This is a genomic window from Streptomyces sp. NPDC001903, from assembly GCF_042891345.1.
In the GTDB taxonomy this organism is placed as follows: domain Bacteria; phylum Actinomycetota; class Actinomycetes; order Streptomycetales; family Streptomycetaceae; genus Streptomyces.
In genome coordinates, this window is record NZ_JBIASZ010000011.1 from 110,398 (window position 1) to 132,387 (window position 21,990).

At 73.5% G+C, this 21,990-nt stretch carries 24 protein-coding genes and 1 pseudogene; 16 read left to right on the plus strand and 9 right to left on the minus strand.

The features are described 5' to 3' along the window. The first annotated feature begins 12 nt into the window (after nt 1-12). The 6 genes and pseudogenes from ACFYZS_RS24135 to ACFYZS_RS24160 all read left to right on the plus strand — a co-directional run. Nucleotides 13-1,053, plus strand: coding sequence for a 3-oxoacyl-ACP synthase III family protein (locus ACFYZS_RS24135; RefSeq protein WP_389016132.1), 1,041 nt, complete (start codon nt 13-15; stop codon nt 1,051-1,053). Further along, entirely contained in the window at nt 1,050-1,949 is a 900-nt protein-coding gene (locus ACFYZS_RS24140) for a 3-hydroxyacyl-CoA dehydrogenase family protein (protein ID WP_389016134.1), read from the plus strand. Before ACFYZS_RS24135 ends, ACFYZS_RS24140 begins: the two co-directional genes overlap by 4 nt. Further along, nucleotides 1,946-2,749, plus strand: coding sequence for an enoyl-CoA hydratase/isomerase family protein (locus ACFYZS_RS24145; protein ID WP_389016137.1), 804 nt, complete (start codon nt 1,946-1,948; stop codon nt 2,747-2,749). Before ACFYZS_RS24140 ends, ACFYZS_RS24145 begins: the two co-directional genes overlap by 4 nt. Continuing rightward, nucleotides 2,746-3,525 (plus strand): crotonase/enoyl-CoA hydratase family protein, encoded by a 780-nt coding sequence (locus ACFYZS_RS24150; protein WP_389016140.1) that lies wholly within the window; start codon nt 2,746-2,748, stop codon nt 3,523-3,525. Before ACFYZS_RS24145 ends, ACFYZS_RS24150 begins: the two co-directional genes overlap by 4 nt. 12 nt (nt 3,526-3,537) lie before the next feature. Further along, nucleotides 3,538-4,299, plus strand: coding sequence for an SDR family NAD(P)-dependent oxidoreductase (locus tag ACFYZS_RS24155; RefSeq protein ID WP_389016143.1), 762 nt, complete (start codon nt 3,538-3,540; stop codon nt 4,297-4,299). Between the two features lie 124 nt (nt 4,300-4,423). Continuing rightward, nucleotides 4,424-4,774, plus strand: a pseudogene (locus tag ACFYZS_RS24160) (4'-phosphopantetheinyl transferase family protein); the annotation flags it as partial. A 273-nt stretch (nt 4,775-5,047) separates the two neighbouring features. Here the strand turns inward: ACFYZS_RS24160 and ACFYZS_RS24165 are convergent. Further along, nucleotides 5,048-5,719, minus strand: a complete 672-nt coding sequence (locus tag ACFYZS_RS24165; protein WP_389016146.1) for a response regulator transcription factor — start codon at nt 5,717-5,719, stop codon at nt 5,048-5,050. An 8-nt stretch (nt 5,720-5,727) separates the two neighbouring features. Next, nucleotides 5,728-6,366: a TetR/AcrR family transcriptional regulator gene (locus ACFYZS_RS24170; RefSeq protein ID WP_389016149.1), complete on the minus strand. Its 639-nt coding sequence runs from the start codon at nt 6,364-6,366 to the stop codon at nt 5,728-5,730. Between the two features lie 158 nt (nt 6,367-6,524). Between ACFYZS_RS24170 and ACFYZS_RS24175 the strand changes: the two genes are divergently transcribed. Continuing rightward, on the plus strand, nt 6,525-7,688 hold the full coding sequence (locus tag ACFYZS_RS24175; protein ID WP_389016459.1) for an acetyl-CoA C-acetyltransferase: 1,164 nt from the start codon (nt 6,525-6,527) through the stop codon (nt 7,686-7,688). Between the two features lie 85 nt (nt 7,689-7,773). Here the strand turns inward: ACFYZS_RS24175 and ACFYZS_RS24180 are convergent, their stop codons facing one another. Further along, nucleotides 7,774-8,757, minus strand: a complete 984-nt coding sequence (locus ACFYZS_RS24180; protein WP_389016151.1) for a DsbA family protein — start codon at nt 8,755-8,757, stop codon at nt 7,774-7,776. Nucleotides 8,758-8,829: 72 nt separating this feature from the next. Then, nucleotides 8,830-9,549: a hypothetical protein gene (locus ACFYZS_RS24185; protein ID WP_389016154.1), complete on the minus strand. Its 720-nt coding sequence runs from the start codon at nt 9,547-9,549 to the stop codon at nt 8,830-8,832. Nucleotides 9,550-9,746: 197 nt separating this feature from the next. Between ACFYZS_RS24185 and ACFYZS_RS24190 the strand changes: the two genes are divergently transcribed. Beyond that, nucleotides 9,747-10,328 (plus strand): GNAT family N-acetyltransferase, encoded by a 582-nt coding sequence (locus ACFYZS_RS24190; RefSeq protein ID WP_389016156.1) that lies wholly within the window; start codon nt 9,747-9,749, stop codon nt 10,326-10,328. 84 nt (nt 10,329-10,412) lie between these two features. Here ACFYZS_RS24190 and ACFYZS_RS24195 read toward each other — a convergent pair whose 3' ends face one another. Genes ACFYZS_RS24195 through ACFYZS_RS24210 form a run of 4 tightly spaced genes read right to left on the minus strand, consistent with a single transcriptional unit; the run spans nt 10,413 to nt 14,033 of the window. Further along, on the minus strand, nt 10,413-11,021 hold the full coding sequence (locus ACFYZS_RS24195) for a DNA-binding response regulator (protein WP_389016159.1): 609 nt from the start codon (nt 11,019-11,021) through the stop codon (nt 10,413-10,415). Continuing rightward, a complete protein-coding gene (locus tag ACFYZS_RS24200; RefSeq protein ID WP_389016163.1) occupies nt 11,018-12,316 on the minus strand; it encodes a sensor histidine kinase in 1,299 nt (432 codons plus the stop codon). Before ACFYZS_RS24200 ends, ACFYZS_RS24195 begins: the two co-directional genes overlap by 4 nt. Beyond that, entirely contained in the window at nt 12,313-13,080 is a 768-nt protein-coding gene (locus ACFYZS_RS24205) for an ABC transporter permease (protein ID WP_389016166.1), read from the minus strand. The genes ACFYZS_RS24200 and ACFYZS_RS24205 overlap by 4 nt, the downstream gene beginning before the upstream one ends. Further along, a complete protein-coding gene (locus tag ACFYZS_RS24210) occupies nt 13,077-14,033 on the minus strand; it encodes an ABC transporter ATP-binding protein (RefSeq protein ID WP_389016169.1) in 957 nt (318 codons plus the stop codon). Before ACFYZS_RS24210 ends, ACFYZS_RS24205 begins: the two co-directional genes overlap by 4 nt. 256 nt (nt 14,034-14,289) lie before the next feature. On the opposite strand from ACFYZS_RS24210, the gene ACFYZS_RS24215 reads away from it, so the two are divergent. The 4 genes from ACFYZS_RS24215 to ACFYZS_RS24230 all read left to right on the plus strand — a co-directional run bounded on the left by ACFYZS_RS24215 (nt 14,290) and on the right by ACFYZS_RS24230 (nt 17,420). Next, on the plus strand, nt 14,290-14,490 hold the full coding sequence (locus tag ACFYZS_RS24215; RefSeq protein WP_389016172.1) for a hypothetical protein: 201 nt from the start codon (nt 14,290-14,292) through the stop codon (nt 14,488-14,490). Between the two features lie 61 nt (nt 14,491-14,551). Continuing rightward, nucleotides 14,552-14,716 carry a hypothetical protein gene (locus ACFYZS_RS24220; RefSeq protein WP_389016175.1) on the plus strand — a complete coding sequence of 55 codons (165 nt, stop codon included), beginning with the start codon at nt 14,552-14,554 and terminating at the stop codon, nt 14,714-14,716. Between the two features lie 236 nt (nt 14,717-14,952). After that, a complete protein-coding gene (locus ACFYZS_RS24225; RefSeq protein WP_389016178.1) occupies nt 14,953-16,842 on the plus strand; it encodes an alpha/beta fold hydrolase in 1,890 nt (629 codons plus the stop codon). Further along, nucleotides 16,839-17,420, plus strand: coding sequence for a hypothetical protein (locus tag ACFYZS_RS24230; RefSeq protein ID WP_389016181.1), 582 nt, complete (start codon nt 16,839-16,841; stop codon nt 17,418-17,420). The genes ACFYZS_RS24225 and ACFYZS_RS24230 overlap by 4 nt, the downstream gene beginning before the upstream one ends. A 10-nt stretch (nt 17,421-17,430) precedes the next feature. Here the strand turns inward: ACFYZS_RS24230 and ACFYZS_RS24235 are convergent, their stop codons facing one another. Further along, nucleotides 17,431-17,580: a hypothetical protein gene (locus ACFYZS_RS24235; RefSeq protein ID WP_389016184.1), complete on the minus strand. Its 150-nt coding sequence runs from the start codon at nt 17,578-17,580 to the stop codon at nt 17,431-17,433. 10 nt (nt 17,581-17,590) lie between these two features. Here ACFYZS_RS24235 and ACFYZS_RS24240 point away from each other — a divergent pair, with 10 nt between their 5' ends. Genes ACFYZS_RS24240 through ACFYZS_RS24255 form a run of 4 tightly spaced genes read left to right on the plus strand, consistent with a single transcriptional unit; the run spans nt 17,591 to nt 21,802 of the window. Next, nucleotides 17,591-17,752 (plus strand): hypothetical protein, encoded by a 162-nt coding sequence (locus tag ACFYZS_RS24240; protein WP_389016187.1) that lies wholly within the window; start codon nt 17,591-17,593, stop codon nt 17,750-17,752. Beyond that, on the plus strand, nt 17,749-18,555 hold the full coding sequence (locus tag ACFYZS_RS24245) for a class I SAM-dependent methyltransferase (RefSeq protein ID WP_389016190.1): 807 nt from the start codon (nt 17,749-17,751) through the stop codon (nt 18,553-18,555). The genes ACFYZS_RS24240 and ACFYZS_RS24245 overlap by 4 nt, the downstream gene beginning before the upstream one ends. Beyond that, nucleotides 18,552-20,318 carry an ABC transporter ATP-binding protein gene (locus ACFYZS_RS24250; protein ID WP_389016193.1) on the plus strand — a complete coding sequence of 589 codons (1,767 nt, stop codon included), beginning with the start codon at nt 18,552-18,554 and terminating at the stop codon, nt 20,316-20,318. Before ACFYZS_RS24245 ends, ACFYZS_RS24250 begins: the two co-directional genes overlap by 4 nt. Next, nucleotides 20,315-21,802: a phytoene desaturase family protein gene (locus tag ACFYZS_RS24255; protein ID WP_389016196.1), complete on the plus strand. Its 1,488-nt coding sequence runs from the start codon at nt 20,315-20,317 to the stop codon at nt 21,800-21,802. The genes ACFYZS_RS24250 and ACFYZS_RS24255 overlap by 4 nt, the downstream gene beginning before the upstream one ends. Nucleotides 21,803-21,990 lie beyond the last annotated feature (188 nt).

The window sequence follows — 21,990 nt, forward strand, 5'->3', positions numbered from 1 at the left end:
AAACTCGGCGCCATGGCAGATTTCACAATCAACAAGTCCCACGGTGTGGGAATCCGGGCCATTGGCGGCCGTCTTCCCGAGCGGGTCGTCACGAACGCCGAACTCGAAGAGCGCCTGGAGACCACGGACGCGTGGATCACCGAATTCATCGGTGTGCGGACCCGTCGCTGGTCGGCGCCCGAGGAGTGGTCCTCCGATCTCGGAGCCGCCGCCCTGCTCGACGCGTGCGAGCGCGCCGGTGTCAGCCCCGAGACCGTGGATCTGGTCATCTGCGGCACGTACACCCCCGACAACCTCATCCCGGCGACCGCGGTCGCCATCATGGGCAAGGCCGGCATCCAGGACGTCCCCGGCTTCGACGTCAACACCGGCGGCTGCCCCGGCGGCACCTGGGCCCTGGACGTGGGCGCCAAGTACGTGGCCTCCGGCGCCTACCGCCGGGTCGCCGTGGTCCTGGCCGACGTCAGCACCAAGACCTTCGACCCGCAGGACCGCACGGTCGGCGTCATCTTCGGCGATGGCGCGGCCTGCTACCTGCTGGAGCCGGTGGAGGCGGGCAAGGGCGTGACCTCGGCGCTGCTGCGCAGCGACCCCACGGCCTACACCACCGCCTACGTCAAGCGCGAGAAGCGCACCTGGGCGGACGGCACCCCCAAGCAGTCCGCGTTCGGCGACAACTTCGCGCACATGCACGGCCGCGGCGTCCGCGACTTCGCCCTGGACCGGATCCCCGGCTTCGTCGAGGAACTCGTCAAGTCCCACGACCTGGCCGTCGAGGACATCGACCTCATCGTCTTCCACCAGGCCAATTACCACCTGATCCACCTGCTGATGGAGAAGCTCGGCCTGCCCGCCGACCGGACGATGACCAACGTCCGGAAGTACGGCAACACCTCTGGTGCCGGTGTTCCGCTCGTCCTGCGCGAGGCGATGGACGAGGGCCGGCTGCGCCCCGGCGCGAACGTCGTCATCGTGTCCTTCGGCGCGGGCATGAGCCACGGCGGCACCCTGATCCGCTGGACCGGCGACGACGACTTCGGCCTCTTCGCATGAGCGCCCCCGGACCGGTCGCGGTCGTCGGCGCGGGCACCATGGGCGCCGGACTGGCCCAGGTCGCGGCCGCGGCCGGCCGGGACGTGATCCTGTACGGCCGGACGGGAGCCGGACTGGACCGGGCGGCCGCGGCCATCGAGGCCTCGCTGGCCCGGATCGTGCGCCGGGACGCGGGCGGCGGCGCTGCCCCGACGGATCCGGCCGAGGTGCTCGGCCGGATCCACCGCACCAACGACCTGGGCGACTGCGCGGGGGCCGATGTGGTGATCGAGTCGATCGCCGAGGACCTCGCCGCCAAACAACGGGTGTTCGCCGAGCTGGACCGGATCTGCGCCGGCGCGGGAATCCTCGCCACCAACACCTCGGGCATTCCCATCGGCCTGATCGCACGGGCCACCGCCCGGCCCGAACGGGTCGTCGGGACGCACTTCTTCTCACCGGTCCCGATGATGAGGCTCTGCGAGATCGTGCGCGGCCCGGACACCTCCGACGCGGTGGTCCACGCGGCCCGCGCGTTCGCCGCCGAGATCGGCAAGGAGAGCGTCCTGGTCGACCGGGACACCCCCGGGTTCATCACCACGCGGCTGCTGACCGTCCTGATCCTGGAGGCGATCCGGATGGTCGAGGACGGCACCTGCCGGGCCGCCGACCTCGACCGGGCCTGCCAGCTGGGCTTCGGGCACCCCATGGGTCCGCTGGCCTCCGTCGACCTGAGCGGACTCGACGTCTTCCAGGACGTGGCCGCCGGGCTGTTCCGGGCCACCGGGAACCCGGCCTTCGAAGCGCCCGCCCTGCTCGGCGACCTCGTCGCCGCCGGACACCACGGACGCAAGACGGGCCGCGGATTCCACGACTACGCCGACACGGCCGCCCAGGCCGGGGCAGGAGCGCGATGACCGAGGACCCGATCGCGGGCTTCCGGAGGATCAGGATCACCTGGGAGCACGGGGTCACCCGGCTGCACCTGAACCGCCCCGAGCGGCGCAACGCCATCGACCTGCGGCTGGCCCAGGAACTCCTGCGGGCTTCACTGCTGGAGCGCACCGCCTCCAGCGGCTGCGTCCTGCTCACGGGCGCCGGCGAGCACTTCTGCGTCGGCGGAGACCTGAAGGCCTTCGAGGCGGCGGACGATCTGCCCAGCCATCTGATGGAGGTGACCAGCTATCTGCACGCCGCGCTCAGCCGGTTCGCCGCCATGCCGGCTCCCCTGGTCGTCGCCGCCCGGGGGCATGTCGCCGGCGCCGGGCTGGGTCTGGCCTGCCTGGCCGACGTACTGCTCACCGACGAGCACGCCACGTTCCGCTCGGCCTACGGGGCCCTGGGCCTGACCCCCGACGCGTCGACCAGCCATCTGCTGCCGAGGCTGGTGGGACTGCGGCGCGCCCAGCACATGACCCTGCTCGGCCATGTGCTCACCGCCGAAGAGGCCGACCGGTGGGGCCTGTCCACGGAGACCGTCGCCTCCGGGCAGCTCGACAAGCGGGCCCTGGAGGTCGCCGAGGAGCTGGCCGCCGGGCCCACCACGGCCTACGGGCAGACCAAGCGGCTGCTGCGGTCCTCCTTCGCCCGCTCGCTCACCGACCACTTGGAGGACGAGTCGGTGACCCTGAGCGCCGTCGCCGGCACCGCGGACGCCATGGAGGGCGTGTCCGCCTTCTCCGCGCGCCGCTCCGCACGGTTCGGGGTACGCGCATGAGCGACCCCACCGTGCTCTTCGAGCGGCGCGGACACGTCGCCGTCCTCACCCTCAACCGGCCCGAGGCGCTCAACGCCGTCAACTCCGCGCTGGCCGGCGAACTGGGCGCGGCCCTCGATCTCCTGGACCGGGACCCCGAGCTGCGGGTCGCCGTCCTGGCGGGAGCCGGCCGGGCGTTCTGCGCGGGCGCCGACCTCAAGGCACTGGCCGCGGGCGAGCCCGTACACGACCCCGCCCACGAGGCGTGGGGGTTCGCGGGGATCACCCACCATCCGGTGCGCAAGCCGCTGATCGCGGCGGTCGAGGGATTCGCCTACGGCGGCGGCACCGAGATCGTGCTCGCCTGCGATCTGGTCGTGGCCGGGGAGGAGGCCCGGTTCGGCCTTCCGGAGGTCTCGCGCGGGCTGCTCGCCGGGGCGGGCGGGCTGATCCGGCTGCCGCGGCAGGTTCCCGCCCGCGCCGCGATGGAGGCCGCGCTGACCGGGGAGCCCGTCTCCGCGGCCACCGCGCGGGAGTGGCACCTGGTCAACCGGCTGGTGCCCCGGGGCGAGGCGCTGTCAGAGGCGCTCGGCCTCGCCGAGCGGATCGCGGCCAACGCCCCCCTGTCGGTACAGGCGAGCAAGCGGCTGGTCCGTGCGGCGGCCGGCGGCGCGAGCGAATCCGAGCTCTGGGACGCGAACGCCGAGCTCTGCACACGACTGCTGGCAAGCCGGGACGCGGCGGAGGGCATGCGGGCGTTCGCCGAACGCCGCTCCCCGCTCTGGCAAGGACGCTGAGGAGGAGCGGCCATGGACATCCACGGCAACGTCGCACTGGTCACCGGAGGCACGTCCGGTCTGGGGCTGGCCTCCGCCCGCATGCTCGTCGCCTCCGGGGCCCGTGTCGTCTTCACGGGCCGTCATTCGGAGCGGGCGGAGAAGGTCGCGGCCGACCTGGGCGACCGGGCCGTGTTCGTGCCGGGCGACGTCACCCGTACCGAGGACGTGGCGGCGGCCGTCGACACGGCCCGCTCGCTGGGGCGGCTCGGGGCGGTGGTCAGCTGCGCGGGCATCGCGGTGCCGGGCCGGACCCTGGGCCGCAAGGGGCCGCTGCCCCTCGCGGACTTCGAGCACGTGGTACGGGTCAACCTGCTGGGCACCTTCAACGTGGTCCGACTGGCCGCCGCGGCGATGGCGGACAACGAACCGGTGGACGGGGACCGCGGGGTCGTGGTCTGCACCTCGTCCATCGCCGCCTTCGAGGGCCAGGAGGGGCAGACCGCCTACACCGCTTCCAAGGCCGCGGTCGCGGGCATGACCCTGCCCCTCGCCCGGGATCTGGCCCGGCACGCGATCCGGGTGGTGACCATCGCCCCGGGCCTGTTCGACACGCCCATGGTCGCGGGACTCTCGCACGAGGCGCGCGACTCCCTCGCAGGCCAGACGCCGCATCCCGTACGGCTGGGCCGGACGGAGGAGTTCGCGTCGCTGGTCGCGCACGTCATCGACAATCCCATGCTCAACGGCGAGGTCATCCGGCTGGACGGGGCGGTGCGCCTTGGCCCGATCTGAGACCGGCGTCCGGTCCGGGCGGCCGGGTCCGCGCATCTGGCTGGCCGGTACGGACCGCCCCCCTCACGAACAGGCGGCCCTGGTACGGATGCTGCCCGTGCGGGAGCGGGTCCGCCACGCGCGGATGCCGGCCGCGGCGCAGACCTCGTACGCCACCGCGCACGTCCTGCTCAGGCTGGCCGTCGCGCGGGTGCTGCGGGTCGGGCCGGAGCGGATCCGCATCGGCCGGGACGCGGCGGGACGGCCCTTCGTCGAGGGGGCTCCGTGGCTGGGCATCAGCCTTTCGCACACCGCGGGGGCCGTGCTGGTGGGCTGTTCCACGACGGGCCCGCTCGGGGTCGACATCGAACGCGTACGTCCGCTGCGCAGGCCGCAGGCGCTCGCCGCGCGCGTGCTCGACCCCCGCGATCTGGCCCGCTGGTCCGCCTCGGAGGGCGGCGGCGCGGCGCGGTCGCAGAGCGCGCTGCTGAGTCGCTGGACGTGCAAGGAGGCCGTGCTCAAGGCGTGCGGTACGGGACTGCCCGGCGGGGTCTCGCGGGTGGTGGCCGGGGCGGACCCGCACGACTGGTCGGTGCGGGGCGGGCCCGGAACCGGGACCGATTCGGGCTGGCGGACCGCCGCTCTGGCGGTCGGGGCGGGGCATGTGGCCGCGGTCGCCGTGCCCGCCCGCTCCGCGGATCGTGCCCGGCTGTCGGAACTCACCCGGCGCACTGAATGCGCCGGGCCCGCCCTGCCCGGCGGGCGGCGCTCAGACCAGGCCCTCTTGGAGGGCGAGCGCCACGGCCAGGGTCCGGTTGGGGGAGTTGAGCTTGGCGAGCAGGTTGGTCACGTGCCGCTTGACGCCGTGTTCGGAGATGGTGAGCCGGCGGGCGATCTGCTTGTTGCTGAGGCCCTGCGCCAGCAGCGAGAGGACCTGCTGTTCGCGGGGGGTGAGCGAGATCTTGCGGGATGAGTGGGATCCGGTCGTCCCCCGGACGCGCACCATCAGGCTGCGGGCCAGACCCGCCGGCAGGGGCATCTCCCCCCGCGCCAGCCGGGTCACGGCCTCGTGCAGGCTCGCCGAGGTCAGGTCGCACTGCATCAGGAAGCCGTGCGAGGAGAGCATCACCGCCTCGTCGATGGCCTCCAGCCGCAGGTCTTCGAGGAGCAGCAGAACCCGTGCGTCGAAGGCTTCGGCCTGCTGGATCAGCGCGGGGGCCAGCTCGCTGCTGCCGTGGCAGACGACGATGTCGGGCCGGTGCTCCATGAGGAGTTCACGGGCGGCGACCGGGCCGCTGCACGACCAGACCTGGGCGACGGAGGGCACGTTGCGGAGCAGGTTGAACACGCCGCAGCGCACCAGCTCGCCCTCCAGCACCACGAGCACCGATGTCCGGGTGAGGGGGTCGACCGGATCCGAGGGGACCTGTATGTCGCTCATGGCACTCATCAGACCTGGCCTCGGATCATGGACCAGGTCAGCTGAGCGATGCGCTCGATGCCCAATGCCCCGCCTTCCTCGTTGCCCTTCTCGTCGCCCACCGCGTCGAAGTCGCCGCGGGTCCAGCGGCTGATGACCGACAGCATGGCCCCGCTCAGGAAGTGCGCGCGCAGGAGCAGGGCGGTCTCGTCGAAGCCGCCCGGGGCCGCCTCGGTCAGCAGCTGCTCGAACCAGGCCTGGGCCAGCAGTCGTTCGAGGCGGCCGGCGAAGCGGGAGCTGCCGTCCTCGCCGAGCATCCGGCGGTAGATGGCGCGGTGCCGGTCGACGTGGGTGAAGAGGTTCACCAGGTGGACCGGTGCGTCATCGGAGAGGGAGTGCTCGTCGGCGAGCAGCCGGCAGGCGCTCGCCGCGTCGACGATGCCCTCCATGGTGCTCTCCGTGGCGTCGAGCAGCAGGTCCTCGCGGTCCTTGTAGTGCAGGTACACCGTGGCGCGGTTCACCTCCGCCCGCTCCGCGATGTCGCCCATGGTGATGCCGTCCAGGTCCTTCTCCGTCGAGAGTTCCAGGACGGCAGCCCGAAGGAGCGCTCTGGTCCGCCGGGCGCGAGGGTCGCGCGAGGCGCCTCTGGTGTTCGAGATGTTCGGCATGCCCTTGATCTTCCACGACTGATGCAGTCAAAGCAACACCTGTCAGTTAAGCAACACGTGTCGTACAGTCGGCTTGATCATGACCGTCGGCGGGCGGCCACGATCCCGTGCCGAACCCCAATGCCCTCCGCGGCAAGGAATGAGGAAAGATGCCCGCAATATCCGAGGCCTACATCGTCGACGCGGTGCGCACTCCGGTGGGCCGCCGCAACGGCTCGCTGGCCGCGGTCCACTCGGCCGACCTCGGCGCCCATGCGCTGGGCGCCCTGATGGACCGCACCGCCATCGACCCGGCGGCCGTCGAGGACGTGGTCTTCGGCTGCCTGGACCAGCTCGGCTCCCAGTCCGGCGACATCGCCCGTACGAGCTGGCTGGCCGCGGGACTGCCCGAGTCCGTTCCCGGCGTGACCATCGACCGCCAGTGCGGGTCCTCGCAGCAGGCCGTGCACTTCGCCGCCCAGGCGGTGATGAGCGGGCTGTCCGACCTCGTCGTGGCCGGCGGCGTGCAGAACATGTCGCAGATCCCGCTGACCGCCGCCGCCCTGGTCGGCCCCCAGTTCGGGATGCCGGACCCGTACTCGGGCTCCCGCGGATGGCGCAAGCGGTACGGCAGCCAGACCGTGAGCCAGTTCCACGCCGCCGAGCTGATGGCCCGCCACTGGGACATCACCCGCGAGGAGATGGAGGAGTTCGCGCTGAGCAGCCACCGACGGGCGGCGCTGGCCGCCGACTCCGGATGGTTCGAGCGCGAGATCGCGCCCTACGACGACGGCGAGGCGTCCCTCGCCGTGGACGAGGGCCCCCGGCGCGACACCAGCCTCGAGTCCATGGCCAGGCTGAAGACCCTGGATCCGGCCGGCCGCATCACCGCTGCCACCGCCTCCCAGATCTCCGACGGGGCCGCGGCCCTGCTCATCGCCTCGGAGCGGGGCGTCAAGGAGCACGGCCTGACCCCGCGCGCCCGCATCCACCGGATGACGGTGCTCGGCGACGACCCGATCATGATGCTCAGCGCTCCGATCCCGGCGACCCGCAAGGCCCTGAAGGACGCGGGGCTCACGGAGGGCGACATCGACGCCGTCGAGATCAACGAGGCCTTCGCCTCGGTGGTCCTCGCGTGGCAGCGGGAGATCGGCATCGCGCCGGAGCGGGTCAACCCGGTCGGCGGCGCCATCGCCCTCGGCCACCCGCTGGGCGCGACCGGTGCCCGGCTGATGACGACGATGCTGCACCATCTGGAGCGCACGGGGGGCCGCTACGGACTGCAGACGATGTGCGAGGGCGGCGGCCAGGCCAACGTCACGATCATCGAGCGCCTCTGAGGTGAGCGGGACGCACGCAGGGCCCCGACCGGGAGTTCGGTCGGGGCCCTGCGGTCGGTGGCGGTGCGGCCTGCGCCGTTCGCGGTCAGTTCTCGTACGTGGGCGTCATCGCCGCGGCCATCCGCAGGTGCGGGGCGGCCTCGGCGGCCAGTCCCTGGCGCTCGAGCACGCGGCCCAGCATGAGCTGCACGTACGAGTCGTCCGGCGCCTCGGCGGCCAGCGCCTCCAGGCCGGCGCGGGCCCGGCCGAGCTGGGCGGAGTGGAAGTGGGCCCGGGCGGCCAGCAGCCGGACGTTGCGGTCGTCGCCGTGCTCCTGCATCAGCGGACCGAGCAGGGTCAGGCAGCCGAGCGGGTCGCCGAGGTCGAGGAGGGCCTCCGCCTGGCGGAACCGTTCCACCTCCGCCGGGAGTTCACGCGGTGCGGCGGCCGCGGCACCGCGCAGCAGCTCCGCGATGACGGCGGGGGCGTGCGCCCCGGCCAGCGCCTCGCCGCCGCCGACGACGATGGTCGGGGACGTCTTCACACCGATCGCCTTGCCGCGCAGCAGCAGTTCGCGCACGGTCTCCTCACCGGCGCCGGAGGCCAGCAGCTTCGGGCCTTCGGGGAAGCCGGCCCGTCCGGCGACGGCGGCGAGGGTCTCGGGCCGGGCGATGTCGAGGGCGTCGACGAAATGGGCCCGCAGCACCTCCTCCATCACGGCGTTCTGCAGGGCGCTTCCGCCGGCTTCGTGGGCCAGGGCGATCAACCGGTGTGCGTCGTGGCTGTCGGCGCGCCACGCGGCACCCCAGCGGGGGCCGATCCCCTCGGCGGCCGCGATCTCCGACACGCGCACCCGGTTCTCGGTGGGCGACATGTCCGGTGCGCACTGCTGGAGTGCCGCGTCGACGACCGGGTCCTGGAGGACCTCCGCCATGGGAAGGGACTCCGCAGGGGCCATGGGGTCGATCCGGAAGGGACGCCACACCACCTCGACGGACTCGCCGTCCCAGTCCTCCAGGGCCCTTTCGACCCGTCGCTTGCCGATGTACGCCCAGGCGCAGACCACGTCTGCCCAGATCTCGATTCGCATGACCGGAGGTTAGTCAACGGTCGTCGCTTAAGCAACAATCGTCGTGAAACCGGTCCGGGCGGACCGTCTCCTTCACTTCATCGGCGCCGCGGGGGCCGGGCAGGCGGCGTGTTCCGCGTGGTGGCGTTCGAGGTGGAGGGCGAGCTCGGCGTTCTCGCGGCGGGCGGTGTCGGCCTCTTCGCGGACGCTGTCCAGACGCTCCTCCAGCTGCGCGACGCGCTCGCGGTAGCGCTCGAGCTCGGCCCGTACGAACTCGACGTCGGCCACCTGCCGAGCGGCTTCGACGCGGATCCGCTCCGTCTCCTCCTCGAAGCCCTGCTTGGCCTTGTCCAGTTCGGCGACGGCCAGCTCCGCGGCCTCCTCCGCCAGGGCGGTGCGCTGCTCGGCGGCCAGCGTGCGCTGGGCCGAGGCCCGGGTCACCGTCTCGATGCGCGACTCGGCGGCGGCCGAGTCGGTGACGATGGCCAGTTCTTCGATGTAGGCCGGCAGGTCCGCGGCCAGCCGGGACATCAGGGCCAGGAGGTCCTCGCGGGTTCCGGATTCGCTCGGGACGGCCTGGGGGGCCGCGGGCGCCGGCGTCGCGCCGGCCGCCTTCTTGGCTTCGGCCGCCTGGCGCTTGTCCTCCTTGCGCTCCTGCCGCTTCGCGCGGAAGCGGCGGAAGGCGCCGAGCGCGTTGTGGTCCGGGTGGGCGCAGTAGCGGGGCGCCGGGGCGTCCGGCGTGGGCGCCTCGGCGTGGTTGGTGCAGTCCGGGTAGGCGCACACGGGAAGCGTCTCAACGGCCCCAACAGTCATGTCTTTTCCGTCCTTCACGTTCAGGTGGTGTGCCGGTCACGCTAGATGCGGACAGGGGCCGACGGGCCTCGCGGAGGGGCCTCGTAAGCAATCGGTAAGATCACGCCGCCTGTGCCGGGGGCGTTCTGCGGGCGTCCTTCATCGGGCACCGGGGAATGCGGTCGACAGCCGGATCGCGGTGGCGTTGGGTGGGTGGCATGTCAGAGCTGCGCACCGAACGTCTCCTGCTCCGCCCGTGGCGGGATTGCGACCTCGAACCCTGGGCGGCGATGATGGCCGATCCCGAAGTCCGGGAGCACCTGGGGGAACTGCTGACGCGCGAGCAGAGCGACGCCGTGGTGGCGCTCATGCGGGCGGACTTCGACCGGCGGGGCTTCGGGTGGTGGGCACTCGAAAGCCGGGAGACCGGCGAGTTCATCGGGCGCGCCGGCCTGGACGTGGTGGACGAGGCCATGCCGTTCGCGGGGGTGGACGTCGGATGGCGGCTGGCGCATGCGGCGTGGGGGCACGGCTACGCCACCGAGGCCGGTCTGGCCTGTCTGGCCTTCGGCTTCGAGACCCTCGGACTGCCGGAGATCATCGCGACGACGACCGCCGCCAACCTCCGTTCGCAGGCCGTGATGCGCCGGATCGGCATGACGCGGGATCCGGCCGCCGACTTCGAGGACCCGAGCGTGCCGGAGGGGCCGCTTCGGCGGTGCGTGCTGTACCGGGCCTCGCGGCCGACGAGGAGACCGACCGGCATCTCGCGAGCGTCGAGGCGGTCCGCCTCGACCTGACCACCGCCCCGATGGTCTCCGCGTGGGGGCGCCGCCCGAGCCGACCGCCGTACGGACGGACGAGGAGGGCGGCGCCCGGCCGGCTCAGTTGATCCAGCCGCGTTGGCGGGCCAGGTGGGCCGCCGCGTGGCGGTTCTCGGCCCCCAGTTTCGTGGTGACCGAGGAGAGGTAGTTGCGCACGGTTCCCGGGGCGAGGGCGGCCCGTTCGGCGACCTCTTCGATCGGGGCGCCGTCGGTGGAGAGCGAGAGGATGTCGGCCTCGCGGGCGCTCAGGGGCGAGGCGCCCGCGCTGATGGCGTCGGCGGCGAGGACCGGGTCGATGTAGCGGTTCCCCGTGTGGACGCTGCGGATGATCGTGGCCAGTTCGTGGGCGGAGACCGTCTTGAGGACGAAGCCCTTGACCCCGTGGGTGAGGGCGCGCTTGAGCTGCCCGGGCAGGCCGTGACTGGTGACGATCATGGTCTTGCAGCTCGGGAGGATCTCCGTCAGCCGCTCGACCACCGCCACCCCGTCCTTGCCGGGCATCTGCAGGTCGAGTACGGCGACGTCCGGCCTGTGGTGCAGTGCCATCTCGATCGCGTCGGGGCCGGTGGCCGCCTCGGCCACGATCTCCAGGTCCTCCTCCAGGGAGAGCAGCGCGGCGAACGCGCCGCGGATGAGGTGTTCGTCGTCGGCCAGCAGGACGCGGATCATCGGCTGCTCCCTGTCGGTAGGTGCACGGTCAGTCGGTAGGTCTGCCCGGCCGAGGGGCCGTGGCGCAGGGTTCCGCCCAGGGGGGCGAGGCGCTCGACGAGGCCGGCGAGGCCGTTGCCGCCGGCGCGGGCGCGGGCGCCGGGGGCCGCGGGGGCTCCGGGGGCGGCCGCCTGGCCGGTGCCGTCGTTGACGAGGTCCAGGCGGGTGCGGCCGTCGCCGGTGTCGGAGAGCGAGATGGTGCACGTACCGGCGTGGGAGTGGCGCAGTACGTTCGTCACGCCTTCGCGGACGACCCAGCCGAGCGCCGTCTGGGCTTCGTGGGACAGGGGGGATCCGGTGGTGCGGCGGATGCGGCAGCCGATGCCCGCGGCCTCCAGGATGGCCCGGGCGCCCTGGAGTTCGGTGGCCAGGTCGGTGGAGCGGTAGCCGTTGACCACCTCGCGGATCTCGTGGTGCAGGCCGCGGGTGAGGCTCTGCACCTGGGCCATCTCGGACCGTGCCCGGGGGTGCTCGGCGAGCCGCTCGGCGAGCTCGGCCTTCAGGGCGATCACCGAGAGGTTGCGGCCGATGACGTCGTGCAGGTCGCGGGCGAAGCGCAGCCGTTCCTCCGCGACGACGAGCCGGGTCTGGGCCTCGCGGGCCGCGTTGAGCTGCCACAGGACGGCGAGGAACCACACGGAGGAGCGCATCAGCGTGCCGATGACCACCCAGGTGGCGGCCGTGAAGGCGAGCACGGCCGGGGCGGCGGCGCGGTCGGCGCTCAGCGCGAGGGCGCCCGCGGCGAGGGAGAGGGCGAGCGCCACCGCCAGGTACGGGAGTTGCGCGAGCACCAGCGCGAGCGCGAAGGCCAGGGGGATGGCCACGGTGATGGAGGCCAGGACCAGGCCCCGGGAGTGGTCGACGAGGCCGGCGTCGTGGGCCCAGGGCAGCAGGGCCAGTTCGAGTGCGGTCACCGCGGCCATGGCGGCGATGAGGACGGCCGAGCGCTTCGCCCGGCCCAGGCCGTACGCGATCGCCGTGGTCGCGCCGAGGCCCTGGAGGGCGGTGACACCGGCGACCGTCCAGCCGGTCCCGGCGGGCAGGCGGGCGCCGTCCGCCGACTCCAGGTGGGCGAGCAGCGGCCAGAGCAGCGAGGCCAGCAGCAGCCACGGCATCAGGCAGAGCATCCAGCGGGTGTGCGCCGTCGCCCGGCGGACGTCGGTCTGGTAGCGCGCCGAGACCAGCCCTTGCGGTGCTTCGGCGCGCTCGGCCGTCGCCGCGTCGGGGCCCGGCGTCACCTCTGCGGGGGACGTCACGTGCGCGGCTCCCAGCGGAAGCGGCGGCGGGCGGCCTCGGTGCAGAGCACGGTCCAGACGAGCAGGGTGGCGACGGAGACCAGGGTGTCGGCGAGGCCCGCGCCCCGGCCCGTCCAGCCGGAGCGGACCAGCTCGATCACCGGGGTGAGCGGGAAGAAGCGCAGGACGTCGCCGAAGACGCCGGGCAGCGTCTCCAGCGGGACGAGCGTGCCCGAGGTGAGCAGGAGCAGCAGGAAACCGATGGTGCTGATGCCCTGCGCGCTCTCCGCGGTGCGCGCGGCGGCGGTGCTGAGGGCGGCGACGGCGGCGGTGAGCACCGTCCCGAGCAGGATGCCGAGGGCCACCAGGTGCGGGGCGGCCGGCAGGCCGAGCCCGGCGATGGCCGCGACGGCGCCCGCGATCAGGGCGAACTGCACGAGTGCGGCCAGGGCCATGGGCACGGCGGGCGCGGCGAGGATGACGACGTCGGAGACCTCGCCGGTCCGCAGCCGCTTGAGGACGTGCTCCTCGCGGCGCAGTACGTAGATGCCGATGAGGGGCGCGTACAGGGCCATGACGAGGACGATGCCGGCCGAGGTGGAGATCATGACCTGGCCCATGGCGAGCCCGGCGCCCTCGAGGTCGAACTGCTTCATGATCGTCGTGGTGCCCATGACGATCAGGGCCGGGATGACCAGGACGTTGAACAGGTTGCTCCTGCTGCGCAGGAACAGGGCGAGTTCGGTGCGCGACAGTGCGGCGAGGTGGGCCGGGGCCGTGCTCATACGGGGTCCTTCGCGGTCGTGCGGGCGATGCGGAGGAACGCCTCCTCCAACGAGGCGGAGCTGGCGGCGAGTTCCCGCAGCTCGACCCGCCGGTCGCGGGCCCAGGTGAGCACCTCCGTGGTGGTGTGCTGGAGGTCCCCGGTCCGCAGCTCGACCCGGCCGCCCGGCACCAGCTCCGCCTCGGCGCGCAGTACGGCGACGCCGGGCAGGTCGGCGGGGGTGAGCTCCGGCGGCAGCCGGAAGGCGAGCGTGGAGGGGTGGGCGGCCACGATCTCGGCGACCGTGCCGCTGGTGGAGATCTGCCCGCCGTGCATGATCGCCAGTTGGTCGGCCAGCCGCTCGGCCTCCTCCAGGTAGTGCGTGGTGAGCACGATCGTGGTGCCGCCCGCGCGCAGCTCCTCGATGATCCGCCAGACGTCGTGGCGGCCCTCGGGGTCCATGCCGGCCGTCGGCTCGTCCAGGAAGAGCAGTTCGGGGCGGCCCAGGGTGGCCAGGGCCAGGTCGAGCCGGCGCTTCTCGCCGCCGGAGAGGTTCTTGACCGTCACGTCCCGGCGCCCGCTCAGCCCGACCAGGGCCAGGGCCTCGTCGTGGGGGCGCGGGCGGGTGGTGCAGGCGGCCCACATCCTGATCGTCTCCAGCACCGTCAGGTCGCCGGGGAATCCGCCCTCTTGGAGCATCACGCCCGTACGGGGGCGTATGCGGGCGCGGTCGCGGACCGGGTCGAGGGCGCCGAAGAGGCGGACGGTCCCCTTGGCGGGCTTCGCGAGCCCTTCGAGCAGCTCGACCAGGGAGGTCTTGCCTGCGCCGTTCGTGCCGAGCAGGGCGAGGAGCCGGCCGCGGGCCACCGTCAGGTCGACGCCGCGGACCGCGTCGAACCCGGCGTCTCCGGGTGGCCCGTAGCGCCGCCAGAGGCCTGTGACCTCGATCACATTTTGCTCGGTGATGACGTTCATGACTCGATCTTTGCACTCCGCGCACGGGCTTGTGCAGTGAGTGGCCTCATGGGTTCGCATGACAGATGTCATGGCCCGGCGTGATGTCCGTCAGTGACGAGGAGCGTGCGCTGCGCAGCGGAGTGTGACCTGCGTCATGCCGCTTCTCCGGGGATCGGTATTTGATCTAGCTGCCGACGGGGGCCGGTCAACGGGGCCTCCGCCAGGCTGATTCGCGCATTTTCTGACGCTTCGTCTCCTGAAAGAGAGCCCTGAAATGACCGAGATCGTCACCTTCGTCAACAACCTGGACCTCGGCACCATCCAGGCCGGCGAGACCCACACCGACCAGGCCCCCGTGCTCGCCACCCCGGCCGCCGCCCTCGCGGCGATCGGCGGCGCCAAGGCCGTCGGCGCGTTCGTCGGCGGCGCGACCGTGGTCGGCGGCGCGTACGCGCTCGGCCGCGCCATCGGCTGACCCGGCCCTGCGTACTTCCACACCCGTCACACCCGTCGCACCCGTGCGAAAGGACACCGCCATGAACGAAGTCACCGCTCTGCTGGACGAGATGGACATCCCCGAGGAGGGCTTCGTGTTTCCCCTCGCCGCCCCTGTGCTGGCCACCCCCGCCGCCTTCATGGGCGGGATCGCGATCTCCTGCGCGGTCGTCAGCGCGTTCGAGGCCGGGCGGGGCAACGGCTGAGGCCGGACGAGCGCCGGCGCCGCACGACAGCCGTGTGAACGCCTGACCGTGTGAACGCCTGACCGCGAGACCGCACGACCGCGTGACAGCCGGGTTTCCGTCGGGCCGGAGGTGGATTCCGGCCCGACGGTCACCCGTCCAGCGTAAGCGCTCACCCGGCTCCCCCTCACAGCTGCGAAAGAGACAACGTGAAGTTCGCCCAGAAGATCGCCTCTGCGGTACTAGGCCCCGCTCCGGTGAGCCGGGACCGCGCGCTCGGCCTGTCCGAACGGCTCGCCGCCGTCACCACCTTGACGTCGTCCCTGGAGTACCTCTCCCAGCGCAAGGAGATCCGGCAGGGCGGCCTCAACGACTGGAACATCGTCAAGGACGTCCAGGCCGAGTCCACCCCACTGGTCCGCCGACTGCTCGACGCGGTCAGCGGCCCCCGCACCACCACCGCCCTGCACGTCAGCCGCGCGGCCGTCGCCGCCGGGATGCTGCTGCCCGGCAACTCCCGCCTGCGCGGCGCCGGGAGCCTCTTCCTCGGCGCCAGCTCGGCACTGCTCTACCCCCGCCACCGCTACGGGACCGACGGCTCCGACCAGGTGGCGATCCTGGTGCAGACCGCGACCGGGGCGGCCCGGCTGGCCCGCTCCCCGCAGGCCAAGGACGCACTGCTCTGGTACCTGGCACTGCAGGCCAACCTCTCGTACCTGGTCTCCGGCTGGGTCAAGCTCATCGGCGAGCCCTGGCGCGACGCCTCCGCCCTCTCCGGCGTGATGCGCACCCGTACGTACGGCCACCCCGGCATGTACCGCTGGACTCAGGAGCACCCCACCGCCGCCAAGTACCTCACCCACGGGGTGCTCGCGCTGGAGTGCCTCTTCCCGCTGGCCTACGCCCGCGGCGGCCTGCTGGCCCGCCCGGTCATCGCGAGCGCCGCCGCGTTCCACCTGGCCAACGGCTACTTCATGGGCCTGGGCCGGTTCGTGACCGCGTTCACCGCCATGCACCCGATGGTCGCCTACACCTCCGCCCCGCGCAGCCATCCCGCCGTGGCCGGCCGGGACGACCGGGCGCTGCCCGTCGCGCTCGCGCTGCTGGCCGCGGCGGCCGGGGTGGCCGCGGGCACCGCCGTACAGCGCAGGCTCCGTACGACCGAGGGCTGGCACACCTCCCGGGTGCTGACCACGCGGCACGGCAACGAGCTCCAGTACGAGGTCCTCTCCCCCGGCGGCGACGGCCGGCCGGTGCTGGTCTTCGCCGCCGGGATGGTCTCCACCAGCGAGCACTTCGCGTGGATCACCGAGCGGCTGGCGCAGGACACCGGGCACGGCGTCGTCACGTACGCGCGGGCCGGGTACGCGGGCAGCCGCCACCTCGATCCCGGCCGCTTCACCCTCGGCCGCTCCGTCGACGACCTCGTCGACCTGGTGAACGGGGCCGTCGCCCCGGACCGCCGGGTCATCCTGGTCGGCCATTCGCTCGGCGGCGAGATCGCGCGGCGCGCGGCCCGGCAGTTGGGCGACCGCGTCCACGGGGTCGTCTACCTCGACGCCTCGCACCCCGACGAGCTGAACCGCTCCGCGCAGCAGAGCGAGACCGCGGGGCGGCTGCGCGGCTCGCTCGTGCAGATGACCTGGTACCTGCGGCTGGGGACCGGCATCCTCATGGCCCGGCCGGACTGGCTGGAGTCGCTGCCCGTCGCCTACCGCAAGAAGGTCTTCGCGCAGTACGCCGACGCCCGCATGTGGGAGGCGGGACTGCGGGAATGGGACGCGGTGGAGGCCGACTTCCGGGCCCACCGCGGCGGCCTCGCACCGATCGAGGGTGCGCACGGGCTGGTCGTCTCGGCCCAGCAGACCGTCGACCGCGATCCCGACCAGCTGCTGATGCACCGGGAGCTGGCCGGGGCGCACCGGGGCGGGCGCACCCGGACGGTGGTCGTCGAGGGCGCCGGGCACGACACGCTGCTGACCACGAGCCGGTACGCGCACCAGGTGGCGGACGCGATCACCGAGTTCTTCGCCCTGGCTCCGGCGGACGGCGGGGGCGCTGCCGCCGCGGCCGCAGCTGCCGCCCCGGCCGCCGCCGGGACCGCTGCCGCAGCCGCCGCGCCCGCCGGAAAGGAGACCGTGAAGTGACGTTCAAGCGGGCCGCCGCCGGTGTGTTCACGGGCGAGGGCGCCGGATGGCGCATCGCCGGCGCGGCCATGCTCCTCGCCACCCTCGCCATCCAGCACCCGAACCCGACCTTCAACCGGATGCAGCTGAAGGACACCTTCTCGCTGCTGCCCAACTGGCGCTTCTTCGCGCCGACCCCGGCCATGCACGACTACCACTTCGTGTACCGGACCCTCGCCGCCGACGGCACCACCTCTCCGTGGCAGGGGGTGGACGTGATCGAGGGCCGCAAGCCGTGGCAGATCGCCTGGTTCCCGACCCGGCGCCCCGAGAAGGCCGTCTTCGACATCTGCAGCGAGATCCTGCACGTGATCGACAAGGGGTTCCCCGTCGTCGTGCGCACCGCCGGGTACCGCACGCTCACCGAGTACCTGCGCGCCACGATCCTGGACCGGGGCGAGGAGGCCGCGGGCGTCCGCGGCTTCCAGTTCGCCCTGGCCCGGGCCACCGGCTACGACACCGCGCAGAGCCCCGAGATGGTCTTCGTCTCCCCCTACACCCCGCTGCACGCGCGGGCGGCGGCCGCGGTGGGGGCATGAGGATGGCGCCCTACATCATCATCGCGATCGGCGCGGTGATCGCCGGGGCCATCGCCCTCGGGATGCTCAAGTCCTGACGCACGGGCACCACGGCGCGGTCCGCCCCGCCGTGGCCCGTCTCGCCGTGGCCCGCCTCGCCGTGGTCCGCCGCGGACCCCAAGGAGAACACCATGCACAAGCCCGCAGTCGCCGGATGCCTGGTCGTCGGCCTCGCCGTGATCGGGTTCCTGACCGCCGCCGACGTGATGAGCACCGTGAGCGCGATCGCCGTGGGCGTCGCCCTGTTCATCGCCGCCGGGGTGGAGCTGAAGAGGAAGAAGCCGAACCAATGACAGCGACCCACACCGCCGCGTCCGCTGCCGCGGCCGTCGAGGACATCGGATACGGGCGCCAGTTCGAGGGCTGGTACGACCGGCTCTTCCCGCGGGACGAGTCCGCCGCCGCCACCGCCGCGCGGCTGGCCGCGCTGCATCCCGGGCCGGCTTCCGGGACCGTCGAGTTCGGCGTCGGGACCGGGCGGATCGCGCTGCCGCTCGCCCGGGCGCTCGGCGCCCCCGTCACCGGACTCGACTCCTCCCCCGAGATGCTCGCCGCCCTGCGCTCCGCCGGGGAGGCGGACGCCCGTGTCGAGGCGGTGCTCGCGGACATCCGCACGTACACCTGCGACCGTACGGTCGGGCTCGTCTACTGCGTCTGCGCCACCCTGTCGATGCTGCTCACGCCCGAGGACCAGGCGCGGGCCGTGGCCCGGGCGGCGGAGCTGCTCGCGCCCGGCGGCCGGTTCGTCGTGGAGACCCACAACAAGCCGGCCGTGATCGCCGCCCACGAGGGCCGCACCCGTGCCTCGTACTTCGTCCCGTACCCGGAGCCGGGCACCGGCCTGCAGACGCACTCCACGCTGCTGCCCGAGAACGACCTGTGGCACTGCGCGCACATCTGGTTCGAATCGGACGGCACCAGCCGGGTCGGCACCGAGCTGTCCCGCCTGACCACCCCCGACGAGGTCGACGGCCACGCCCGCGCGGCCGGGCTCGTCCCCGAGAGCCGCAGCGCCGACTGGCGCGGGACCCCGTACGACGAGCGGGCGCCGATGTTCGTCGCCACGTACGTGAAGCCGGCCAAGGCCTCGTCGTGAACATCTGGCACATCGTCCGCGGCCACCGCGCCCTGTTGCTGAGCGGGATCCTGCTCGGCCTGCTGGGCGCGGCGGCCACCCTCACCCAGCCGCTGGTCATCGGCGAGATGATCGGGTCGGTGGCGGCGGACCGGCCGCTGACCGGCCCGGTCCTGCTGGCCGTGGGCCTGTTCGCGGCCGACGCCCTCTTCGCGGCCGGGCACGCGTACGCCATCGGCCGGGCCGGGGAGAACGTCGTCTTCGACATCCGGCACACGCTGGCCGCCCGGCTGCTGCGCTCGCGCCTCCAGTCGTACGAGCGGTGGGACCGGGGCGACGTGTTCAGCCGGATGGTCACCGACACCTCGCTGGCCCGGATCTGCATGACGCAGGCCCTCGCCCAGATCGTCACCAGTGCGTTCATGGTGCTCGGCGGGATCGTGATGATGGGCTGGATCGACCCGCTGCTGCTCGTCACCACGCTGGGCTGCCTGGGCCTGGCCAGCGCGGTGTCGCTGCTGCTCGCCCGGCGGGTCCGCAAGGCCTCGGTCGTCAACCGGGAGGACACCAGCGTCTTCGGCTCCGCGCTGCTGCGCGTCATGGGCGCGCTGGCGACCGTGAAGGCCTCGCGCGCCGAGGGCCGGGAGACCGGGCACATCGCGGAGCTGGCGGGGCGGGCGCGGCGGTCCGGCATCCGGGTGTCGGCGCTGTCGGCGATGCTGACGCCCGCCATGAACGTGGGGACGCAGGTCGCGCTGACCGTCGTGATCGCCTGGGGCATGGCCCGGGTGGCTACCGGGGACATGGCGCCCGCCGATCTGACGGCGTTCATGATGTACCTGTTCTACCTGGTGTCGCCGCTGGTCATGCTGTTCATGTCGATCGCCCAGTTCCAGCAGGGGCGGGCGTCCGTCGACCGGCTCGGTGAACTCGCCGGCCTCGAGCAGGAGGAGGACGAGGGCGGGGGCGAGAAGCGCCCCCTGGACCTCGGCGGGCACGGGATCAGCTTCGAGGAGGTCTCCTTCCGCTACCCGGACGGCGAATCCCCGCAGCCCGCCTTGGACCGGGTCTCCTTCACCGTCCCCGAACGGGGGCTCACCGCCGTCGTCGGCCCCTCCGGCGCCGGCAAGACCACCCTCTTCCAGCTCGTCGAGCGGCTCTACGCCCCGGACTCCGGCACGATCCGCATCGGCGGCACCGACATCGCCGCCCTGCCGCTGGCGCAGCTGCGCTCCCTGGTCGGGTACGTGGACCAGGACCACACGCTGCTGCGCGGCACCGTACGGGAGAACCTGACGTACGCCGCACCCGAGGCCACCGCCGAGGACATTGCGGACGCACTGTGCAAAGCGCACCTGACGGAGGTGGTCGCGGCGCTGCCGGCCGGGCTGGACACCGAGTTGGGCGAGCGCGGAGCGGGGCTGTCCGGCGGGCAGCGCCAGCGCCTGGCCATCGCCCGTACCCTGCTGCAACGCCCGGCCATCGTGCTGCTGGACGAGGCGACGGCGAGTCTGGACGCGGAGGCCGAGGCGGCGCTGCGGGACAGCATCGCCGCGGTCAGCAAGGAGTGTGCCGTCGTTGCGATCGCGCACCGGTTCTCGACCATCACACGGGCCGAGAAGATCGTCGTGCTGGAACGGGGCGGCGTACGGGCCACCGGTACGCACGCGGAGCTGCGCGCGGGCGACCGGCTGTACCGGCGGCTGGCGGACCAGCAGGCCGAGCAGGCGGAAGAGACGGGGCAGGCCGAGCAGGGGCCCCGGGTGCGGGAGCCGGCCGTATGAGCGCCGGTGCGGGTGACGGCGGCGCCGTCGTCGTCGGGACCGGTCCCAACGGGCTCGCCGCCGCCGTCACCCTGGCCCGTGCCGGGGTGCAGGTCGAGCTGTACGAGGCGCACGACACGATCGGGGGCGGCCTGCGGACCCGGTCGCTCTTCGACGCGGACGTCGAGCACGACATCTGCGCGGCCGTGCATCCGATGGCCGCCGCCTCGCCGTTCTTCCGGGAGTTCGGCCTGGCGGACCGCGGGGTGGAGCTGCTGCACGCCGAGGCCTCGTACGCCCATCCGCTCGGCGGCGGCCGCAGCGCCGTCGCCTACCGGGACCTGGAGCGCACCTGCGCGGGGCTGGGCGTCGACGGGCCGCGCTGGCGGGCCCTGATGGGGCCGCTGCTGGAGCGCAGCGACGCCGTGGTCGACCTGGTGCTGTCGGGGCCGCGGGCGGCGGCGGCCGGGTGGCGCTCCGCCCTGCCCGCCGCCCTGCGGCTCGGGCCGCGGGCGCTGGCCCACGGAACCCCGCTGGCGACCCGGCAGTTCGCCGCCGAGCCCGCGCGGGCGCTGCTGGCCGGGGTGGCCGCGCACGCGGTGGGGCGGCTGCCGAGCCCGGCCGGAGCGGGGGTCGCGCTGCTGCTCGGGCATCTGGCGCACGGCAGCGGCTGGCCGCTGGTGCGGGGCGGCAGCGCGCGGCTCGCGGATGCCCTCGCGGCCGACATCACCGCCCACGGAGGGGTGTTCCACACCGGGCGCCGCATCGAGGACCTGCGCGAGCTGCCGCCCGCCCGGGCCGTGCTGCTCGACGTCGCGCCGAAGGGGCTGCTGCGGATCGCGGGCGGGCGGCTGCCGGCCCGCTACCGCGGGCGGCTGGGCCGGTTCCGGTACGGCCCGGCGGCGGCCAAGGTGGACTTCCTGGTGTCCGGGCCGGTCCCGTGGGCCGCCCCGGAGACGGGCGGGGCGCTCACCGTGCACCTGGGGGGCACGCAGGCGGAGGTGTTCCGGCAGGAGACGCTGACCGCGCGCGGGGTCGCCACCGCGGAGCCGTTCGTCCTGCTCGTCGACCCGGCCGTCGCCGACCCGGGGCGGGCCCGGCCGGGCAGGCGCCCGCTGTGGGCGTACGCGCACGTGCCGCACGGCAGCACGGTGGACCCGTACGAGCTGATCCGGCGGCGGATCGAACGGTACGCGCCCGGTTTCACGGACACGGTGCTCGCGCACCGGTCGGTGACGGGCGCCGCGTACGAGGAGTACAACCCGAACTACGTGGGCGGGGACATCGGCGCGGGCGCCATGACGGCGGTGCAGAGCCTGGCCCGGCCGACGGCCCAGGCGGACCCCTACCGCACCCCGCTGCCCGGGGTCTACCTCTGCTCGGCCTCGACGCCGCCGGGGCCGGGTGTGCACGGCATGTGCGGGTACCTGGCGGCGCGGTCGGCGCTGCGCCGCGAGTTCGGCGTACGAGGGGCCCCGGGGCTCTCCGGCGCGCCCGGCGCTTAGCGGGCCCGGCCCGGCGGATCCCGTGCCCCTCCCCCTCCCCCGGCTGGGCCGGGCGGGGCTCATCCGCCGGGTGCTGCGGCGTGGTCGGGGCGGGGGCCGCGGTGGCTCCCGGAACCTGGGGTGTGTGCGGCAGTGCCCCCTCCCTCGGTACTCCCTCCCCCGACAGGTACTGAACGCCGGTGGGAACG